The following is a 21,927-nucleotide window of genomic DNA, read 5'->3' as shown; positions in this document are numbered from 1 at the left end:
ATGAATTACAGAAAAAGAAAAATGTTGGCAGGGACCCTCGCAGTAGTACTGGCTATGTCGTCTGTACTCGGATTATCCGTTCCTTTGCCGGTGAAAGCGGCGTCTGACGCCAGTGTGACATATCGGTATAAAAACAATGCGGAAAGCGGCCCGGTAAAAGACCGGACAGGGATTCGTTCGGTGAATATAGATAACAAGATATATTATGATATCCATGATGGAGATCCGGAAAAGCGCTTGAATCTGGCAGATCAGAAGGCTTTATTTAAAGCGGTTCTGCAAAGTGGAAAAGATATGGATGGTGGCACAGATAGTGTGATCAGTCAGTGGTCGTCTCTTGCAGAGCAGATTTATGGAACGCATAGTAAAGTTGCGGCAAGAGTAAATGCAAACGGCGGATTTGAGAATAATTTTACTACAGAAAATACACGGAACAAAGCAGGATATGCAGATATTTCCGATGCGCTTGCACAGCCGGAAGAGCATGTGAATGGAACAAAAGGAAAGGATTATACAAAGTGGAGTGGGCTTTCCTGTACGACCAGTCTGAAAGAGGTACGACAACTTGCTGCAGATGAAATCGCAGATGCGATTCATCATAAGATCAAAGGAAGTGATGTGCTACAAGAGACCGAGAGTGCAGAAAATACATTAAAACAGTTAAATGATGATACCGGACAGGATGTAGTATTTTCGCTTGTTACGTGTGTGGACCGCGCAGGCAGAACATTTAAGTATAACTATAATACATTTGGAATTGCATTTTATGATTTTAAGTTAGCGGTGCTTGCCGGAGACGGACTGGAATATATTACAAAAGCACAGGAGTATGAGTCGCTGCAGCAAGCGGCAGAAAATAATGCCGGCGGGGTATCTATTCAAACAAGTAGTAAGAAAGATCCGGAACTCAGTTATTATAAAAATGAATCAACAAAGGCAAAAAATGTGGGAATGGAGTTAAAACAATCTCATTCGCTTACAACGTCCAACACTTTAGAGGCAGGAAAGAAGTATTCTTACAGTGAGATGATCAACCCGGATATCGGACTTTCAACGGGGATTCCGCTTTTGGGCGAGATAGAAAAAAAGTCGGGACTGGAAGTTACATGCGGAGAGGCATTGCCTACCGCTTATTCCGGGGAGAAGGAGTATAGTCTGTTAAAGGAAAATAAAGTTTCCACCAATATAACGCTTCCGGCACAGACAGCAGCCGGAGTAGAATCTTCAGGCGTTGCAACGAATGTAAAATTAGGTTATGACTGTCCCGTGGCAGTGACATTTAAAACAGCAATTTTCTCGTTATCGGGCGTGGTGTATGATGATAACGATAAAGTGCAGATGTTCCATACATCTGGATATCGGCAGGGGCATTTCAGTACGATTTTTGGAACGGATTCAGAAAAAGGCGGCACGACAGCGATGGATAATCTGTATAATCGTGCAGTAAAATATGTAAACACACAAAATTACGAAGAGACTTATGGACAGACTGTTGGCTGGTCTGAGAAAAGAAATGATGAAAGACCGGCAGATAAAGTAAATAGCCTGGACTGGACAGGAATCTTAAACGGAACGATCAACGAGGATGAGGTCGGAACAGAGACGGCAGCAGTACGTGTGAACAGGATCCTTGTAAGTGACGACGGAGAAATCCAGAGTACATTTGACGTAGAGGATCTGGAAGAAGAACGTCCGGTTTCTTATGAGACTGAGATGACAGCAAGCGGTATATATAAACTTAGAAATAAGACGTATTACTTATATGATAAAGTTGTGAAGAACAGCAACGGAGAAGAAGTTGAAAATGAATGGAGCTATGATGAAAATTCCGGAGTATACAGGAAATGGATACAGCCGATCGGAAAGGCAGACAAAGAAGCACTAGAGGCTGCAGGAATAGAGAATTATATGCTCCAATCGATTAACAGTGTGAATTTTTATTATACAGAAGATACCTCTATCTATGGAACACAGAGTACGGATGATAGTAAAAATATCGTGAAGAAGGCGAAAGAGAATGTTTCTTCCGGTACAATGACTCAGTCAGCAGGCAGTGAAAAAGTAACATTGAAAGATAAGGTAGCATGGCTGTCGTCCCATTGTCCGATGACAGTAACCGGTGGTGTGCTCCGTTATGATGCAAATAGTACGCATTCGGATGTCAAAGGGCTCATCCCACTGTATCCTCTTAAAAAAGTGGTTGTTACAAATGGTGTGAAGACGTTGAACATGCGAAGTGGAGATCAATTTGCACTGGAAAAGATTACAGTAAAAGGAACAAATAAAAATGGCGTAGATTACTATGGATTTAATCAAGCCCATGGGCACTGGGCTCTTACAGACAGTAAAGGCAAAGAGCTGAAAAAAAGTAAAGTGGCATCTATAGAAAAAAATAAAGCGACAGAGAAAAAAGTATTGAAGGCAGGTAGTCTTAACAGTGATAAAAAAGAAACAGTTTACTTAAAATATATTATTGATGAAGACAAATATAAAAGCCTGAACAGTACTGTAACTGTGAAAAATTCAGAACTCGACGCCACAGCCATGATCAAAGTAAATGTAACAGGAAAGCGGAACATACACAAAGGCGATGTTATTACGAAAGGGATATATCGTTATAGGGTGACAAATTCGAAAACAGACGGAACAGGAAAAGTGGAAGTTATCGGATTTGCCAAAAAATGTAGCAGTAAAAATGTGTCGATTCCAAAGAGCATTTCATGGAATTCGGTCAAATATAATGTAACTGCGATTGGAAAGCGTGCGTTTGAAGCAAATAAGAAAATCAAAACGATTGTACTTCCGGATTCTATCGAAAAAGTTGGATACAAAGCATTTTACAGGTGTTCGAATCTTAAGAAACTTACAGTTGGAAAGAATGTAACAAAAATGTTTGCACATGCGTTTTGTCAGAATAAGAAGTTGAAAAAGATTGTATTTAAAGGAACAAAACGGATGAGGTTGGAGAAGCCACATGTATTTATTAATGTGAAGAATGCAAAAGTATATGTGCCAAGGAGCAGATATACAACGTACAAAAAGCTGTTATGCGCTTACGGACTTAAGAAATGCAAGTTCGTAAAGCAATAACATAGAATGCCTTCTTGGCAAACTCTCTTTATATACCTTACGGGAAAATGGTGTCGGGATTTCCGGCACCATTTTTCTTTGCTGATCATATGCGGATATAGCGGAGAGAGAGATTTTATGTTAGAATCAAGAAAATGCAAATGACTGCCGAGCATATGCGTTCGTGCAAATCATTGAGAATTTTATATATGTCATATTAAGCAAACAGAGAATTTGTAAAGAATGAAACCTGAGATAATTATAGGAAAATAATAGCAGGAGAGACATAGAATGGTAAAAATAGATCTGATTACCGGATTTTTAGGCTCCGGGAAGACAACATTTATAAAAAAATATGCAGAGTATCTGATCGGACAGGGGATGAATATCGGGATTCTGGAAAATGATTATGGAGCTGTCAACGTTGATATGATGCTGCTTCAAGATCTGATGGGAGAAAAATGTGAACTGGAGATGGTTTCCGGTGGCTGCGATAAAGAGACGCACCGCAGACGGTTCCGCACAAAGTTAATTTCCATGGGAATGTGTGGATATGACCGGGTGATCGTGGAACCGTCGGGCATCTATGATGTAGATGAATTCTTTGATGTTTTGCGGGACGATCCCCTGGACCGTTGGTATGAGATCGGAAGTGTTATTGCAGTGGCAGATGCGGCTCTGGAGGAACATTTATCAGCAGAAGCAGATTATCTGCTTGCGTCGGAGGTCTCCAATGCCGGCTGTGTCATTTTAAGCAAGACAGATCTGGCGAATGAAGAAGATAAGAGAAATACGATCGCACATCTGAACCATGCGCTTGCCGGTATTGGGTGTAAGAGAGTGCTGGAGGGAGACGAGATACTGGAAAAGACAGCGGACAGTATGACAGATACGGACTTTGAGCGGATCATGGCAGTGGGATATAAACAGGCAAGTTACCGTAAGATGGATGCAACAGAAGAAGATTTCACGTCTTTGTATTTTCTGGAACTTCATAAAAATGTGCAGGAACTGGGTGAAGCTGCCAGACAGATTTTGGCAGATCCGGCATGCGGACATGTCTTCCGCATCAAAGGATTTGCAAAAGAAGACGGTTGGAAACAGATTAATGCAACGAGAGACCATATGCTGACAGCGGATGTCGCGGAAGGGCAGGAAGTGCTTATTGTGATCGGTGAGAATCTTCAGAAAGAAAAGATTGAAACATATTTGTTGTAAAGAAATTTTGTTTATATTTTGGAAAAAGCTGTATAATATAGATAGTATCGGAAATGAGGGAACGGCATTTCCGGACAAATATTTTAAGAGACGGAGGGTTTTAAAATGGGAAACAAATATGCAGGAACACAGACAGAAAAGAACTTGATGGAAGCATTTTCAGGTGAGTCACAGGCGAGAAATAAATACACATATTTCGCATCGAAAGCAAAGAAAGAAGGCTTTGAGCAGATTTCTTCCCTGTTTTTAAAAACAGCAGATAACGAAAAAGAACATGCAAAAATGTGGTTCAAAGAATTAGAAGGAATCGGAAATACAGCAGAGAACCTGGCAGCGGCTGCAGAAGGAGAAAACTACGAGTGGACAGATATGTATGATGGATTTGCCAAGACTGCAGAAGCAGAAGGATTTCCGGAGCTGGCTGAGAAATTCCGCATGGTTGCAGCGATCGAGAAGGCACATGAAGAGCGCTACCGTGCACTGCTTCATAATGTGGAAGCACAGGAAGTATTTGCGAAGAGCGAAGTAAAAGTATGGGAGTGCCGCAACTGTGGACACATCGTAGTTGGCGAAAAGGCACCGGAAGTCTGTCCGGTATGTGCACATCCACAGGCATATTTTGAAGTACATGCAGAAAATTACTAAGATTCGATGAAGCAGAAAGAATAATCAAGAGAAAATTACTGAGATAAAAGGAGGATATCCCGTTGACAATTAAAGAAATAGCAAAACTGGCAGGCGTATCAAGTGCGGCCGTATCCAGATATCTGAACGGAGGCTATGTCAGTGAAGAGAAAAAAGAACAGATACGCAGTGTGATAGAAAAGACGGGATATCAGCCTTCTGCGCAGGCGAGAATCCTGCGGACGAAAAAAGCAAGTCTTGTGGGGGTTGTCGTTCCGAAGATTAATTCGGAGTCGATCAGCCGTGCTACGGCAGGAATTGAGAAGATTTTATCAGAACGGAATTACCAGATGCTCCTCGCAGGAACAGACAATACGCCGTCAAAAGAAGTATCCTATATGCGTTTATTCGAGAATTATCCGGTGGATGGCATTATTCTTATAGGAACAGTGATCACAGCAGAACACCGGCGTTTTTTTAAAGAAGCAAGAGTTCCGGTTGTTGTAGTCGGACAGTATACGAAGTATGCTAACTGCATTTATCATGACGACTATGGTGCCGGAAAGGCAATGGGGCATGCAGTTGCGTTAAGAAGCCGGGAACGGATCGGATACATCGGAGTAACGAGAGAAGATAAGTCGGCTGGAGCTGCGAGAGAAGACGGATTCATGGCAGGCATGAAAGCGGCAGGCAGGGAACCTGAAAGTGTGTACCGGAGGACGGCAAAATTTACAACGGAATCCGGATATGAGGAGAGTGTGAAATTATTAAAAGAAAAACATGATATCGATATCATATCGTGCGCGACAGATACGATTGCTGCAGGAGCGATCCAGGCAGTGAAAAGTGTCTGCCCGGATAAAGAGATCCTTGTGACAGGGTTTGGTGATAACCAGTTGCTGAAAGCGGTTACAGGAGGAATTCCAACGGTGCATTTCGGCTATATGACAAGTGGCATAAGAGGTGCGGAACTGTTGCTTGACCGGATTGAACAGGATGAAAATGTATCCGTGGAGATGAAACTGGGATTCCGCCTGATCGGTCTGGATGAGCTGCCGGACGATAAGGAGTAGTTGTCAGGGGCAGGTTTTAAGGAAGGACTGGTTGCCAGAAACAGGCTTTATAGGTAGAAGTGTACAAAATTGAATCAGAAATATCAGTAAAAATGCCATCTTTACAAATGGCATTTTTTTTCTTATTATAAAACCATGAAATGTGAAAACGATTTCACATTATAGGAATGAATGAGGAAGGAGAGCAAGAGATGGATTACAATAAGACGGCAAAAGAAATCTTAGAACATGTTGGCGGAAGTAAGAATATTGCATCTGCCGCACATTGTGCAACAAGACTTCGGCTTGTAATTGCCGATAACAGTAAGACGAACAAGGAAGTACTGGAGAATGTAGAAGGAGTAAAGGGGGTGTTTGAGGCATCCGGACAGCTTCAGATTATTCTCGGCACGGGAACCGTGAACAAAGTTTTTGATGAATTTATCAAAATCGCCGGGATTACTGCAAGCACAAAAGAAGAAGCAAAACAGGCAGCGACAGACAAGCAGAGCTGGTTTATGCGTGCGATTAAGTTATTAGGTGATATTTTCGTACCGATCATTCCTGCGATCGTAGCGAGTGGTTTCCTTATGGGAATCATGAACTCACTTGATTTTATGAACAGCAATGGCTTTCTGCATATTGATACACACAGTTCTATTTATGTATTTGCTAATTTATTCAGTAATATCGCTTATACATTTCTGCAGATCCTGATTGCATTTTCAGCTGCGAAGGCATTTGGCGCCAATCAGTATCTTGGAGCGGTCATCGGTATGATCATGATCCATCCGTCTCTGCAGAATGCATATACAGTGGCAACAGAAGGTGTCAAGCAGACACAGAGCGTATTTGGTGGACTGTTCCATATTGATATGGTCGGCTATCAGGGACATGTCATTCCGGTAATTATTGCGGTATGGATCTTGTCCGTACTGGAGAAGAAGCTGCATAAGATAGTTCCGGAAATATTGGATCTCTTCGTGACGCCGCTTGTCAGTGTATTTGTGACCGGTTATTTAACACTTTCTATTGTAGGCCCGGTTTTCGTATGGGCAGAAAATGCAGTACTTGGACTCATCCAGTGGATGCTGACACTTCCTCTCGGACTTGGAAGTCTGCTCATGGGAAGTCTGTATGCACCGACAGTTGTTACCGGTATTCATCAGATGTATACCGCAATCGATATCGGACAGCTTGCAAAATATGGCGTAACTTACTGGCTTCCACTTGCAAGTGCAGCAAACGTTGCACAGGGTGCCGCAGCACTTGCAGTTGGTGTAAAATCCAAAGATAAGAAAATTAAATCTCTTGCACTTCCATCTTCACTTAGTGCGTTTATGGGAATTACAGAACCAGCGATTTTCGGTGTCAACTTAAGATTTTTCAAACCATTTATCGCAGGATGTATCGGTGGAGGATGTGGCGCTTTATATGCATCACTTGCACATCTTGGCGCGAAAGGAACAGGAGTGACCGGTATTTTCGGAATCCTGCTTTGCCTCAACCAGCCATTACAGTATCTGATAGAAATGATCATTTCTGTCGGTGTGGCATTTGTGATCTCATTTGTGATCTATACAGATAAGAAAGCGGAGACACAGACAACTGGTAATATAGAAGCAACAGCGATTGAAAATACAGACATAGCAGCAGACACAGCAAAAGCAGAAGACTCGATGGAAACAGAAAATACAACAAACCCAGAAGTATCAGAAAATGCTGTGGATTCAGTATCAGAAGAAGTATTATACAGTCCGGTAAAAGGAAGAGTAGTTCCACTTTCTGAAGTGGCAGACGAAACATTTGCAGGAGAGTTACTGGGAACAACGATTGCAGTAGAACCGGAGGATGGGAAAGTGACAGCACCGTGTGACGGCGAGATCACCAATATTTTTGAAACCGGACATGCTGTGTGCTTAACAACAAAAACCGGTGGTGAACTTCTGATTCATATTGGAATCGACACAGTGAAGATGGACGGAACCGGTTTTGTGAAAAAGGTTGCAGACGGAGATCAGGTAAAGGCAGGAGACGTGCTGGTTGAAGTTGATCTGGATGCTGTGAAAGAAGCTGGCCATCCGGCAACGACAATGATGATCCTGGCGAATGCAGATGATTTCAGCGAAGTTGAAAAAGCAGAACCGGGAGAAGTTACTTCTACAGATGAAGTATGCAGACTGGTTAAATAATAATTGAATGATTCGCAATCAGAGATAAAAGCGATCAGATTCAGACATAGATAAGATGGAGATAAACGTAGATGAACGCATTAACAAGAGATCTTATAAAATTAACAGATATCGCAGAAACACAGGGGGCTGAAAAGGAAGAAAAGCTTTTATTCCGGGAACATTTCCACCTGATGCCGCCAGTGGGCTGGCTCAATGATCCGAACGGACTCTGCCAGTTTGAAGGTGTGTACCATGCATTTTTCCAGTATTCGCCATTTGACGCAGAAGGCGGCGTGAAGATGTGGGGACATTACATAAGTGACAATATGTTGGACTGGAAATATCAGGGAGTTGCCTTGTATCCGGATCAGCCGTTCGACTGTCATGGAGTGTATTCTGGAAGTGCGCTTGTGGAAGACGGAAAAATGTATCTCTATTACACAGGTAATGTGAAACTGGAAGATGGTGAGTATGACTATATCCGAACCGGAAGAGAAGGAAATACAGTACTTGTATCAAGCGAGGACGGAATCCATTTCGGACATAAAAAGCAATTGATGAGAAATACAGATTATCCGGATGATCTGACCTGTCATGTGCGTGATCCAAAAGTCTGGAAAGAGCAGGACACTTACTATATGGTGCAGGGAGCGCGTACGAAAGAAGATGTAGGGCAGATACTCATTTTTACATCTAAAGATAAAGTAAACTGGAAGTTTAAGAGCAGAATTGAATCGAAGGAACCATTTGGATATATGTGGGAATGCCCGGATTATTTTACGATTGGAGATAAGAAAATCCTGTCTGCTTCTGTACAAGGCTTAGAAGGCGGTATTTGGGAAGAACGTAACGTATATCAGTCCGGATATTTTGAAGTAGAGGGAGATATTTTATCTTCTTATAAACTTGGAGAATATAAACTCTGGGATTATGGATTTGATTATTACGCACCGCAGAGTTTTGAGACAGAAGATGGAAGACGGATTCACATCAGCTGGATGGGAATGCCGGACTGCGAAGCGTATACAAACCTGACAATCGCAGATGGATGGCAGCATTGTTTTACTCTGCCGAGAGAGATTTATGTGAAAGATGGAAAAATCTGTCAAAGACCGATCAGAGAGCTGGATTACAAAGAAGCGATTACAAAGATTGCAGAAAATAAACTGCAGGCAGATTCCTGCAAGGCATATGATCTGAAAATAGATAAAATACAGAACAACCAGTTCTGTATTGCATTGGCTGAAGAATTGCTTCTGGAATATACAGATGGCAGATTCAGGATGCGTTTTACAGACAATAGAAAGACTTGCGTTTCTGCCGGAAGAGACTGCCGGTATGTAGAAACGGATGAAGTGACGAATATCCGTGTTATTGCGGATGTCTCTTCCGTAGAAGTATTTGTAAATGACGGAGAATATGTATTTTCAACGAGATATTACCCGGATAAGTACAACATTAATGTACAGGCAGAAGGAGCAGACATCTGTCTTGCAGAAATAAAATAAGGACGCTGGGGCGAAAGCTTTCAACGATGACAGCGTTAAAAAGGAGCCACTGATAACAGATGAAAAGTTATCGGTGGCTTTTTTGAGGATATTTTCAGTTACCTGTTGTAAGCATTTGCTCAGAAATGATCAGGTGATTAAAGATTACGAATAATTTGCTTGCTATCCTCCTCTTGCGTACGGATCACAATAATATCATTTAACTTTAATATCATATTTTTCTGGGGAAGCACAGACAAATGATCGCGCAATACTAAAAAATCGGAAATATTGCTTTTGTGCTGGTATTGCTCGACGAAACCGGCGCTGATAATACCGGTCGGAATAGCGACAACACCGACGCCGAGATAAGCAATGCAGAAAATAAAAATGGTTACATATTCCATGCCGCAAAAGAAGCCGGATAAAAAGGACAACTGTTCAAAGGTTTCCAAAAAAGTTACAAGAATATTGGAAATGATCACAATCGTAATAAAAAAATCAAAAGCCCGGCTGATACGATTGCTCTTGTCGCCAATCTGAATAATGTTAAATATCTTTTTCTTCATAATGATTCCTCATGATTTTACTTTTCGATTCCGTGTGCAAGATTACGTTTTCCGTAAGTGGAAGGATCTTCCGTGCACCATTGCATAAATTGCTTGATCTCTTTGATCTGTAATCCTGATTTTTTCAAACATTCAATAACATGCAACGCTTCCATTTCCGCATCGGAAAATTTCCGGATACCGGATTTGGCAATATAGAGGTGTTATCGTATTGACAATGATATATATGACAGATATAATCCAATTATAAAAATAAACAAAAATGAGAATGAATACAACAAGATAATATACAATATATACAAAAAATTAATATATGAGGAGGACTTATAGAAAACACTAATAACACATATTTGTTTGGGGAAAGGGAAAAAGTATGAAAAAAAAGAATAAAGAAAAAAAATGGCATGCATCTGTTAAGAAATCGGTATTTTGTATGGCGGCATGTTTAACACTGGCCGGATTGGCTAAGCCATGGGACGTACATGCGGCAGTTCTCGGAGAAGATATGAAACAGGGAAATATCTTAGAATTGCAATCCGGCGATTGGAAAGAAGATTATGTGGTTTTAAATCCAACGGAGACGAATGTCGGGACAAGTGGAACATTTGTAATGTTGAATGGATATTACGATAAGATTATGTTCGATGAGAAGGGAGAATCGAACGCGTGGGAAGGAAGCAGTGCGCAGAAATATTGTACAGAGTATTACAGGAAGCTTCCGGTTACAGTTAAGGATCGAGTGATTGGCGTAAGGACAACGGATACAGAGAGCGGATCGGCATGGCTGGATGTAAGTAATATTGACGGAACGAAAACAGATAAAGATAAAGTATTTTTCTTATCGTTTAAAGAGTATGATGCATACAGAACCGGAGCGAATCTTAGTAGTGGTTACAAATGGCTGCTTCGTTGCCCGGGAACAGACTGTAGTGAATATCATGATTATATTGGAGTGGTGGATAATGATGGATCAATTCATAATTATTCCATCGAGCATCTGATCGCAGCAAGACCTGGATTCAATTTACAGCTTCCATCAGATATTTGTGCGGTGAAAACAGAAAAAGACGGTGTAACTGTATGGAAAGCGGATGCAGATAAACTGGGACATACTTATGGTGCACCGGTATATGAATGGTCGAAGGACAATCGGGGATGCACAGGAACGATTCGTTGTGAGATTTGTGGAGAGAGTATTGTTGAGAAAGCAACAGTATTTGTAACAAGTGAAAAAAAACCAACAGCGAAAGAAAATGGAATGGATGCATATACAGCAACATTTCCGGATGAACGTTTTCAGACACAGGTGAAAAATATTTCCATTGAGAAACTGCCATCAAAGACAGAGACAAAATCTAAGAAGATTACAGCAGGAGCAAAATATACAATTGCCGGTTCTGTATACAAAGTGCTTTCACCAAAGGCAAAGACGGTTTCAATTGTGAAAGCAAAGAATGTAAAGAATTATACCATTTCTTCTACAGTTAAGATTCAAGGAAAAACATTTAAAGTTATGCAGATTGAAGCGAAAGCGTTCAAAGATTCTAAAATTGTTAAAGTAACAATTGGAAAAAATGTAAAAGTTTTAAAGCCAAAGGCATTTGCGGGATCAAAAGTAACAAAAGTGATTTTAAAGACAAAAAATCTGAAGAAATCAACAATTAAAAACTGCATGAAATCATCAAAAGTAAAAACAATACAAGTAAAAGTCGGAACAAAGAAAGAGAATAAGAAGATATTAAAAGCATATAAGAAATTTTTCAAGAAATCAGTTCTTGGACGAAGCGTAAGACTTTTTTAATAAATTGATTAGAGAGAAGAAGTTGTATAAAGCAAAAGTTTGGGAAAGGAATGAAAGAAAATGAAGAAAATACAAAGAAGATGGATATATGCTTTTCTATCGATCGTACTGATTTGTATATGTGGTCTAATTTTCCGGAAACCACAAACAGTAAATGCGGAAACAGTAAATGCGAAGAGGATAGCGGATATAAAAACAGGGGATCTTCTTTTTATGGGGAAAAATGCGGAAGGTTATACGGGATTACCTTGCTGGAGGGTGCTTGAAAAAGACAGTGACGGTAGTGTGCTCTTGTTATCTGAATATCTTTGGAAAGGGGACGGAACCGAAGCCGGAGAGCTGATTCATTTTAATACAGATGAAACAAAAGGAAATCTGTGGACGAAAAGTGAAGCAAAACAGTGGTGTGCAGATTTTGAGAATGCCGTGTTGGCAGACGTCGCTGGCTTAAAAATAAAAGAAACGACAAAATCAGACGCATTTTTTCAGTCTCCGGATATTGTGACAATACAATATTCAAAGCAGGAGAATTTGTTAAATAAAGATAAAGTATTTTTCTTATCGGCAGAAGAAGTGGCAAAATATATGCCGGAGAAAAATCAGCGAATTGCATACCTGCATGACGGGAAAAATGCAGGAAAGGCAGAGAGCTGGTGGCTCCGTTCACCGCGTGAAAACAGTAATGTGTGTGCGGGACGGGTTTTCAGCTATGGAGATCTGGGAAAGAATTTTGTGTATGAGATAAGTGCAGCAAGACCGGCATTCTGGGCGGACTTATCTTCGATCAAATCTATAACCGGAACAGAAAACAAAGGGAGGCAGATCTGGTTTATAGATGGTGCAGAAGATCCGCACAGCTATGCAGAGCCGGAGTATTATTGGTCAGATGATCAAAAAACATGTACCGCAGTGACGAGTTGCGTTATCTGTGGAAAAGAAGTAACAGAAAATGTAGTTGGCGTGTCAGAGATTATAAAGAAAGCAACGGAGAAAACAGAAGGTGTATGTTCCTTAACCGCAACATTTACAAACAAAATATTCCAGACACAGGTGAAGCATATTCCGCTTGCAAAACAACCAGAAAAACCGACATCAAAACCGGAAAAGAAGATTGTGTCCGGAGCGAAATATACGGTAGCAGGTTCTGTATACAAAGTGCTTTCGCCAAAAGCAAAGACAGTTTCTGTCGCAAAAGCAAAGAATGTAAAGAGCTATATAATTTCTTCAACTGTCAAAATTGAAAGTAAAATATTTAAAGTCGTACAGGTTGAAGCAAACTCTCTGAAAGCAGCAAAAATTGATAACGTAACAGTTGGCAAGAATGTTAAGACATTGAAGAAAAATGCATTTGCGGGATCCAAGGTAATAAAGGTTGTTCTGAAGACAAAGAACTTAAAGAAATCTCAGATCAAAGGTTGCATGAGTGGCTCTAAAGTAAAAAAGGTTTATGTAAAAGTTGGAACAAAAGCACAGAATAAAAAAGTTCTAAAATCATATAAAAAATTTTTTCGGAAATCTGTAATTGGTCGTAAAGTAAAGATTGTATAGAAATACATAACATTTTACAGTAATGGGGAATATCAAGCACAGTAGGATAGTCTGTGTTAGATATAAACAATTTTCCAAGAGAGGAGAAAGAAAACATGAAAAGAAAAATTGTTACAAAGAAGGGCATTGCGCACACACTTTCACTTGCAATGCTCACAACAACTGTTCTTGGGGGATCTGTTCTGGGTATGGCAGGTGCACAAGAAGTTCAGGCAGCGGCACCTAGTGCGGAGATAAAGAAAGGCGATCACGTATCTATGGGAGTTGCTGATGATAGTTATGTAGGAACTCCAAGCTGGATTGTACTGGATACAGCAGATACAGACGGGGATGGAGTTGCCGACAAGGCATACCTTCTTTCAGAATATCTGTGGAAAGATAAAGAGGGATCAGATACTTTGATCTTTAATCAGATGGGGAAAGGAAATAAGTGGGATTCCAGTAATGTGAAAACATGGTGTGAAAATTTTTACAAAAATGTTTTAAAAGAATCCGATTTGGTAAAGGAAACAGATATTTCTGATGTGGCATATAAAGATGGAGCTTATAAAGAAGGAGAATCTAAAGCTAACAAAGTATTCTTTTTATCAGCAGAAGAAGCAGATAATGCAGAATATTTCAAAGATAATGCTGCAAGAATGGCATATTTTCCAGGAGAAAAATATGCCAATGCATGGTGGACACGCTCAACAGCAAAGATGGTAAACCGTGTCGGATCTGTCAGTGAAAGTGGAACACTTGGCAATGCGAATATCATGGACAATACAAAATGGGCTCGCCCTGCATTTTATATGGATCTGACAAAAGATATCTGCATATCAAAATCTGACAATGAAGACGTAACAACATGGAGCATTAATGTTGAAGATACCGGACATAAATATGGTGAACCGGAGTACATCTGGTCAGAAGACAACAGTTCCTGTGAAGCATGTACAATTTGTGAAAACTGCGGCAACGGAATTAATGAAAAAGGAACAGTTACTTCAGAAGTGACAAAGGAAGCAACAGAGCAGGAAGAAGGAAATACTGCTTATACAGCAACATTTACAAATGATAAGTTCCAGACACAGGTGAAGAATGTTCCAATCGAAAAATTACCGGCAAAACCAGAACCGACACCGGAACCAAAGCCAGAACCAAAGCCAGAACCAAAGCCGGAGAAGAAGATTGTAGCAGGCGCAAAATATACAATTGCCGGTTCTGTATACAAAGTGCTTTCACCAAAGGCAAAGACAGTTTCTGTTGTAAAAGCAAAGAATATAAAGAGTTATACCATTTCTTCTACAATTAAAATTGCAGGTAAAACATTTAAAGTTACACAAGTTGAAGCAAAATCTCTGAAAGGCGCAAAAATCGCTAAAGTAACCGTCGGAAAAAATGTTAAAACACTGAAGAAAAATGCATTCGCAGGATCAAAAGCAACAAAAGTTGTTCTGAAGACAAAGAGCTTAAAGAAATCTCAGATCAAAGACTGTATGAAAAGCTCTAAAGTAAAAACAGTTTATGTAAAAGTCGGAACAAAAGAACAGAATAAGAAGATGGTGAAATCTTATAAGAAGATTTTCAAGAAATCAGTAGTAGGAAAGAGCGTTACAATCAAATAATGATTGTTAAAAAATAACAGAAATAATAAGGCGGACATTTCAGCAGAATGTCCGCTTTTCTTAAGATTTCTTGAATGCTTTCTTAAGATACTTTGAGGTGTATTGTTTTCGCTTTTTTGATGCAGTATTCTAAGTTCATAAATGAAAATACAATCCCGAACAAAGAGTGAGGAGGAGAAGCGATGAAAAAGAGCAACGCATTCGTGAAGAGGCTTATGGCAGCAACAATGGCAGCAGCATTGTGCGCGACTATGACGGAGCTTCCGGTGGCAGCACAGGCAGGACAGAATGAAAAAGGCATAGAAAGTAACGCGGGTAATGATGCGGCAGATGGCACAGTGTCTGATGCGGATACAGAATCGAAAGACGCATTTGACATACAGAATATTTCAGGTCTTTACAATGAACAGAAAATTACTTTGTCTAATCCGGAACAGGTAAAAGCCGCGTACAGCAAGGCAGCAGAAGGACTTCTTGTGTCCGGCAATTCGACGGATGTGGCAGACAACACATTTACATTTGCGGATGAATTTGATTTCTCCGGCGGAACGATCGGAAGAGTGGATGTTGATGCATTGTCAGTAAAAGGAACAAAAGCAAAACTGGAATTTTATCTGGATGACAACACAACTCCATTTGCAGAAGTAAAACCTGCAGAGCAGAAACGTGCAAAAAAATGGTACACCAAAATCGAGACAACAAGTGTATCCGAGCAGAAAATTACCGGAAAGCATAAAGTATCGTTTAAGATTGTTCCGGGTGAAAATGAGACAACAACCGGAATGGCACTGCGTGCGATTACATTTACGAAAAGTACGGTCCCGACCATATATTTTAATATCGATGAGACAAAAGGAAGCATTGATTCGATGAATGGCGACCAGCAGCATGATACAGAGTGCTACGGTGATATGAAGGTGGAGATCCCGAATGGATACACCTGCGAATATGCCAACGATAAAGGAAAGACGAACAATCTGAAGACTGAAACCTATTCAATGGAATATATCCGCGGACGTGGAAATTCCACATGGGGCACCGGGAAGAATCCATACAAGATCAAGCTGGATAAAAAAGCAAATCTGTTTAATATGGGTAAAAACAAGCACTGGGTTCTGTTAGCTGATTATTATGATCCGAGCCATATCCGTAATAAGATTACATACTGGATGGGCAAAAAACTTGGCATGGCTTACACACCGGAGTGTGTATATGTTGATGTTGTCATGAATGGACAATATTATGGAAGTTATCTGCTCTCTGAACAGGTGCGCGTCGGAAACTCCCGTGTAGATATCGATGATCTGGAGGCAGATGACGAATCCAAAGCTGCAACAGATGAGCCGACGATCACAGGCGGATATCTGCTTTCAATGTCTCCATACAAAGATGAAGATGGAAAGATCATTCATACAAAACAAGGCACAGATTATCTGATCGAAAGACCTTCTTTCGAAGATTATGAAAATGAAGCGCAGTATAATTACATTTCTAAATATGTGCAGGATACAGAAGATGCGATATATGGAAAAGATTTCAAAAAGGACGGAAAATCTTACGCAGAATATATGGATGTCGATGCAGCGATTGATTATTACTGGATGCAGGAATTCAGTATGAACGGTGATGCGTTTGGCAGCACAAGTACTTATTTATACAAACCACGGAATGGCAAATTATTCTGGGGACCGCTCTGGGATTTCGATTATGTAGCGTGGGGCAATAATGAATACAATGAATATAACTGCGAAGGCTGGGCAATGAAGGAGAATGTCTGGTTTGGACGGTTATTTAGGGATAAAGATTTTGCTGATAAAATGATTGCGCGTTGGACAGAGATCCGCAAAGTGATGGAAGAAGCCAGCAAAGACGGCGGTCAGATCGATCAGTATGCAGAAAAAATCCGCAATTCTATGAAATATAATGCTTATCAGTATGGCGGCAACTATGATGTAGACGAAAAAGATAAAACTTTCCAGCAGAGTGTGGATCAGCTTAAAGGCTGGATTCAGGCGCGTATCAAATGGGTGAATGAAAATATAAATACCTTACAGACAAAATACCACCAGGTAAAATTCATGGATGGTAAAAAAGTTCTTTCCATACAGAATGTAGCAGATGGAGACAGTGCTGAGTTTCCTAAAACGGGAACAAAGAAAGGCTACGTTTTCAGTGGCTGGTACGCAAACGACGACGGAGAGACGTACCGTGTAGATAAGAAAATGGAAATTTACGATGATATGACAATCACAGCCAAATGGACACGTGCTGATAGAATAAAACCAGTCTCTAAGATTATACTTGGCTATGATAAGATCACACAAACGTATTACCAGACAGATTCAGATTATTTAGATGATGATGAGACAGATACATTATCTATTCCATATTATGTAATCGGAGGAAGCGGTGAGAACGAGGAGCTTATATGGAAGTGCTCTAATTCAAAAGTCGGTAAAATTTCCGGGGATGGCGAGATACAGATTCTTGGTGTTGGGGATACGGTAGTTACAGCATCTACAAAAAACGGTAAAGTAAAAGCAAGCTGTAAAGTACATATTATAGAGCCGGTTGATGATGAGATATATTGTAACGGATTTGATCTGAACAAAACGGATGTGAAAATGAAAAAAGGTGGATATACGGTATTAAATGCAATTCCATATCCGGATGATATTACAGAGAGCTTTGACGTAGAATATTATTGTGACGATCCGGCAGTAGAGCTGGAAACATTTGGAAATAAATGTATCGTAAAAGGTGTTAGGGACGGTGAGGCACAGATTACAGTTGTTTCTACTATGCAGGAGAGCGGAACGGTTATCCGGGTTTGTAAAGTGAAGGTTGGAACTGCTACTCAGAAACAGGTGAAGCCGGGAATGAAAGTGGTATCCGGAGGAATCGCATACAAAGTCAGCAGCGTTACTGTAAAAGGCGGAACTGTGAAAGCAATCGGAATTTCAAATGCGAAGAAAACAAGCCTTAAGATTCCGTCAGCGATTAAGATCGCAAAGAAAAAATACACAGTTACAGCAGTAGCATCAAAAGCATTTAAATCCAACAAAAAACTGAAATCCGTTGTATTTGGTGCAAATGTGAAGCGGGTTGGAGAGAAAGCTTTTTATGGATGTAAGAATCTGAAAACTGTACAGTTTAAAGCCGGAAAAGCGAAATTCGGGAAACAGGCATTTGCCAAAACGGATTCCAAAATGAAGCTGAAAGCGAAGAAAGCAGATCAGAAAACCTATCAGAAGCGCCTGAAAAAAGCAGGAGCGAAAAATGTGACTGTGAAGTAGTTGAAATATTGAAAGAGTGATGCCGGTGGTGGTGGATAACTTCCTGCTTAGAGCATTATCATAAAAAATGCTGTCTCGTAATGATATATTCAGAAAACTGGGAACATATCATTAGAGACAGCATTTATGCGTGTTGCTATTAGTAGTTAGATTAAGTCATAGTGACTCAAGGTCTCGTTACATTAGATGGCTCTTGTATACTCTTTCAACCATTCACGCTCATCGTTGTTCAGGTGCGGAGCAACAATCTCATAAACTTTCTTATGATAGTCATTGAGCTGTTCTCTCTCCTGATCTGTCAGCATCTCAGGGATGATGGCATCCAGATCGATCGGAACGTAAGTGATCGGTTCAAAGTATAAGAATTGACCATATTCATTCTTCTCGCCTTCTCTTACAAGCAGTTCATTTTCAGTACGGACACCGTGGCTTCCTTCAATGTAAATACCCGGCTCGTCTGTGATTACAAGACCAGCCATCAGAGGTGCATGCTCTTTTTCACGGATTGCACAGCGGAATCCGCAGGATGCTTCGTGGATGTTCATTAGGTATCCGACATCATGTCCGGTTCCGTGGTTGAAGTTGATACCACGTCTCCAAGCAGGCATTCTTGCCAGAACATCCAGATTGTAACCGGTTGTTCCTTCCAGGAATACGGCATGTGCCAGATTGAAGTTACACTGAAGAACAGTTGTAAAATCTTCTTTCATACGTTGTGTCAGTTTACCAAATGCGAAAGTACGGCTGATATCTGTAGATCCTTCTAAATATCCGCCACCTGTATCTGTCAGGAATAATCCGTTCTCAGTAAGCGGGATATCTGTTTCCTGAGTCGGCTCATAATGCACGATCGCACCATGTTCGCCGGATGCGCAGATCGGCTCAAAACTCTGCCACAGATAACCTTCCTGCTCTTTACGGAAAGTTTCCAGTTTGGCAGCAGCGCTTAACTCTGTGATTTCAATCTTACCAATGTTAGTTTTCAGCCAGTACATGAACTTCGTCATGGCTACGGCATCTTTTTTATGTGCATTAATGATATTTTTGATCTCGACATCATTTTTCTTTGCTTTCATAGCAATTGTCGGATTTACCTGCTGTACAACTTTTGCTCCGTCCGGAATGTTGTTGAACAATGCATAGTTTAATCTGTTTGGATCAACAAGAACAGTAGAATCAGCGCTTAAGTTCTTGATATCCTCATAAATTGCATTGTACGGATGCAGTGTAATGTTATTCTTTGCAAGAGCCGCTTTCATATCATCATTCAGCTTGCGCTCGTCAATGTAAAGCTTCATCTCATCCATTGTTACAATGGCATAAGAAAGAAGCAGCGGGAAGAAATCTACGTCATCTCCACGCAGGTTTGTGATCCAGCATACATCATCAAGAGCTGCGATGATATGCACATCAGCGCCGGCTTTTTTCATAGCCTTGCGAACACGAGCAAGTTTGCTTTCTGTGCTCTCACCGGTGTATTCTTCGCCAAGAGCAAATGCCGGTTTTTCAGAAAGTGCCGGACGGTCTGTCCACACCTTATCTACCAGATCTTCAGAATAGTTGATCTTACCATTTTTAGCTGCAACGGCTGCTTCTAGTGCAGTACCTTCTTCGATAGCGATAACACGTCCGTCGAAGCCAAGTGTTCCATTCTCCGGAAGTACCGAAGCGATAAATTCTTCTTCTGTCGGTACACCAGGCTCGCCCATTTTATAAAGCTTCACACCTGTGCCGTTTAACTGCTGCTCAGCCTGCAGGAAATATCTTCCGTCAGTCCACAGACCAGCCTGGTCTTTTGTGAAAATGGCAGTTCCGGCAGAGCCAGTGAAACCTGTCATGTATTCCCTTACTTTAAAATGATCGCCCACATATTCGCTCTGATGAAAATCATCGGTTGGAATCATGTAAACGTCGTAACCACGTTCTTCCATTAATTTGCGAAGAGCGGAGATTCTTTCTGGTATTGTCATAATAAAAACCTCCTTCATTTTTCTTATATAGAAATACCTTCCAAACAAAGATTGTAGCACAATCGTTAATAAATGAACAGGAAGAATATTGTCAAATTTTTGTGATCGCGTTAAGTTATATAAAAAAATTCCATCCGCTGCATACCTAATCACAGGGCTGAAAAAAGGCAAGACTTATTATGTAAAAGTCCGCACTTACAAGACTGTTAAAGGTAAGAAATATTACTCTGGAGGTTTTTATGACCTTTGGATAGTTGTATGAATGAGAGATATCCTTTATACTTATTGTAGATAATATACTAGGGGAGTAGAAGCAATCAACAGAAAGGAGACGCGTATGAAAAAGAAACATTGGAAACAACATGTAACTACAGTTATACTTTCTGCAACATTGTTCCTTGTATTGATATTCATGTCAGGAAAATTGGGGATGGTTGCATATGCATCAGACAAAATAAGTGGAGAAGTTGGAACATTAAAATGGTATTTGGAAGAACAAAAGGATGTAGTCGATGAAAAGGAACAGGTGGAGACTGCGCTTGTGATTTCCGGGAAAGGAGAGATTCCAGATTATAAAAATCCGGAAGACAGACCGTGGAATGGAATTGCGGATCAGATTGAGAAAGTGGAAATCAAATCAGTGAAAGGAAAGGATAATATAACAAAGATTGGAGCAAGAGCTTTTGAAAATTTGCCAAATTTAAGTCGGGTATGGATTCCATCATCTGTAAGAATAATTGAAAAATATGCATTTAAAAACTGCCCGAAACTGGATTTTGTAACCATCATGTCTTCTACGGGTGTGGATGAAGAAGCTTTTGATCCGGACGTAATACAGGATGTCATTTGCGATCATATGTATATGGGAAGAGTTTATGTTGCGGATGATATTGTAATGGCTACACTGAAAAAGGATGGAAAATGTAGTTATGAAATTTATTGCAGTGGTTGTGGAGATTACGTAGACAGTGCAGGAGATCAGAAAATTCCGTTTATAAAATCCATATATTTACAAAAGAAAAATTATGTGTATACCGGTAAAAAGATTACACCGGAAGTTATCGTAAAAGACAGAAAGAGAAAAGTACTTGAGAAAGACAGCGACTATAAATTAAAATATTCTGCAGGAAGACAGTATGTTGGTACTTATACGGTAAAAGTGAATGGATATAATAAGTACAGATTCACGAAGAAACTGTCCTTTATCATTAAGCCGCAAGGTACAAAGATTGTGAAAATATCTGCCGGAAAGAAAGCATTTACAGTGAAAGTGCAGAAACAAAGTATACAGACAACAGGGTATGAGATTGCATATAGCACAAATAAGAATTTCGCAAAAGGCACGGAGAAGAAACTGGTGATACCGAGTAATAAGACAACAAAAAAGAAAATTACCGGATTAAAAAAAGGCAGAAAATATTATGTGAAAGCCTGTACTTATAAAACAGTCAAAGGGAAAAAATATCATTCCAGATGGAGTGAAGTGAAAACTGTGAGAGTAAAATAACACTG

Annotated in this window: 13 protein-coding genes and 1 pseudogene; 11 read left to right on the top strand and 3 right to left on the bottom strand. The window is 40.3% G+C overall.

Features of this window, described 5'->3' with window-relative positions; translation table 11 throughout:
• The 6 genes from DW152_RS04110 to DW152_RS04085 all read left to right on the top strand — a co-directional run bounded on the left by DW152_RS04110 (window position 1) and on the right by DW152_RS04085 (window position 9,645).
• A complete protein-coding gene (locus tag DW152_RS04110) occupies window positions 1-3,090 on the top strand; it encodes a leucine-rich repeat domain-containing protein (protein WP_118288029.1) in 3,090 nt (1,029 codons plus the stop codon).
• A gap of 270 nt (window positions 3,091-3,360) precedes the next feature.
• The gene (locus DW152_RS04105; protein ID WP_118288028.1) at window positions 3,361-4,287 is read left to right on the top strand and encodes a GTP-binding protein; all 927 of its coding nucleotides are present in this window, start codon (window positions 3,361-3,363) and stop codon (window positions 4,285-4,287) included.
• Between the two features lie 105 nt (window positions 4,288-4,392).
• Complete coding sequence (gene rbr / locus DW152_RS04100) at window positions 4,393-4,932, top strand: rubrerythrin (RefSeq protein ID WP_021860063.1); 540 nt, start codon at window positions 4,393-4,395, stop codon at window positions 4,930-4,932.
• Between the two features lie 62 nt (window positions 4,933-4,994).
• Window positions 4,995-5,984, top strand: coding sequence for a LacI family DNA-binding transcriptional regulator (locus DW152_RS04095; protein ID WP_117537069.1), 990 nt, complete (start codon window positions 4,995-4,997; stop codon window positions 5,982-5,984).
• 191 nt (window positions 5,985-6,175) lie between these two features.
• A complete protein-coding gene (locus tag DW152_RS04090) occupies window positions 6,176-8,155 on the top strand; it encodes a PTS beta-glucoside transporter subunit IIBCA (RefSeq protein ID WP_118288027.1) in 1,980 nt (659 codons plus the stop codon).
• Window positions 8,156-8,226: 71 nt separating this feature from the next.
• Complete coding sequence (locus DW152_RS04085) at window positions 8,227-9,645, top strand: glycoside hydrolase family 32 protein (RefSeq protein WP_118288026.1); 1,419 nt, start codon at window positions 8,227-8,229, stop codon at window positions 9,643-9,645.
• A 137-nt stretch (window positions 9,646-9,782) separates the two neighbouring features.
• On the opposite strand, the gene DW152_RS04080 is transcribed toward DW152_RS04085, so the two are convergent.
• Together DW152_RS04080 and DW152_RS13695 are read right to left on the bottom strand one after the other, a co-directional pair.
• Entirely contained in the window at window positions 9,783-10,193 is a 411-nt protein-coding gene (locus tag DW152_RS04080; RefSeq protein WP_118288025.1) for a hypothetical protein, read from the bottom strand.
• Between the two features lie 44 nt (window positions 10,194-10,237).
• Window positions 10,238-10,378: pseudogene (locus DW152_RS13695) on the bottom strand (MerR family transcriptional regulator); the annotation flags it as partial.
• A gap of 188 nt (window positions 10,379-10,566) precedes the next feature.
• On the opposite strand from DW152_RS13695, the gene DW152_RS04070 reads away from it, so the two are divergent.
• From DW152_RS04070 to DW152_RS04050, 4 genes are all read left to right on the top strand, one after another.
• A complete protein-coding gene (locus DW152_RS04070) occupies window positions 10,567-11,994 on the top strand; it encodes a DUF6273 domain-containing protein (protein WP_118288023.1) in 1,428 nt (475 codons plus the stop codon).
• Window positions 11,995-12,207: 213 nt separating this feature from the next.
• Window positions 12,208-13,542, top strand: a complete 1,335-nt coding sequence (locus DW152_RS04060; RefSeq protein ID WP_147363194.1) for a DUF6273 domain-containing protein — start codon at window positions 12,208-12,210, stop codon at window positions 13,540-13,542.
• Window positions 13,543-13,637: 95 nt separating this feature from the next.
• Entirely contained in the window at window positions 13,638-15,149 is a 1,512-nt protein-coding gene (locus tag DW152_RS04055; protein ID WP_118288020.1) for a DUF6273 domain-containing protein, read from the top strand.
• A gap of 182 nt (window positions 15,150-15,331) precedes the next feature.
• Window positions 15,332-18,445, top strand: coding sequence for a CotH kinase family protein (locus DW152_RS04050; protein WP_118288019.1), 3,114 nt, complete (start codon window positions 15,332-15,334; stop codon window positions 18,443-18,445).
• 182 nt (window positions 18,446-18,627) lie between these two features.
• Here DW152_RS04050 and DW152_RS04045 read toward each other — a convergent pair whose 3' ends face one another.
• Entirely contained in the window at window positions 18,628-20,415 is a 1,788-nt protein-coding gene (locus DW152_RS04045) for an aminopeptidase P family N-terminal domain-containing protein (RefSeq protein ID WP_118288018.1), read from the bottom strand.
• 337 nt (window positions 20,416-20,752) lie between these two features.
• On the opposite strand from DW152_RS04045, the gene DW152_RS04040 reads away from it, so the two are divergent.
• Window positions 20,753-21,922 carry a leucine-rich repeat protein gene (locus DW152_RS04040; protein ID WP_021860066.1) on the top strand — a complete coding sequence of 390 codons (1,170 nt, stop codon included), beginning with the start codon at window positions 20,753-20,755 and terminating at the stop codon, window positions 21,920-21,922.
• Window positions 21,923-21,927 lie beyond the last annotated feature (5 nt).

The organism is Dorea sp. AM13-35, assembly GCF_003473885.1.
In the GTDB taxonomy this organism is placed as follows: Bacteria; Bacillota; Clostridia; order Lachnospirales; family Lachnospiraceae; genus Dorea_D; species Dorea_D hominis.
Note: the sequence above shows the minus strand (reverse complement) of the source record. Positions and strands in the feature narration are given on the sequence as shown.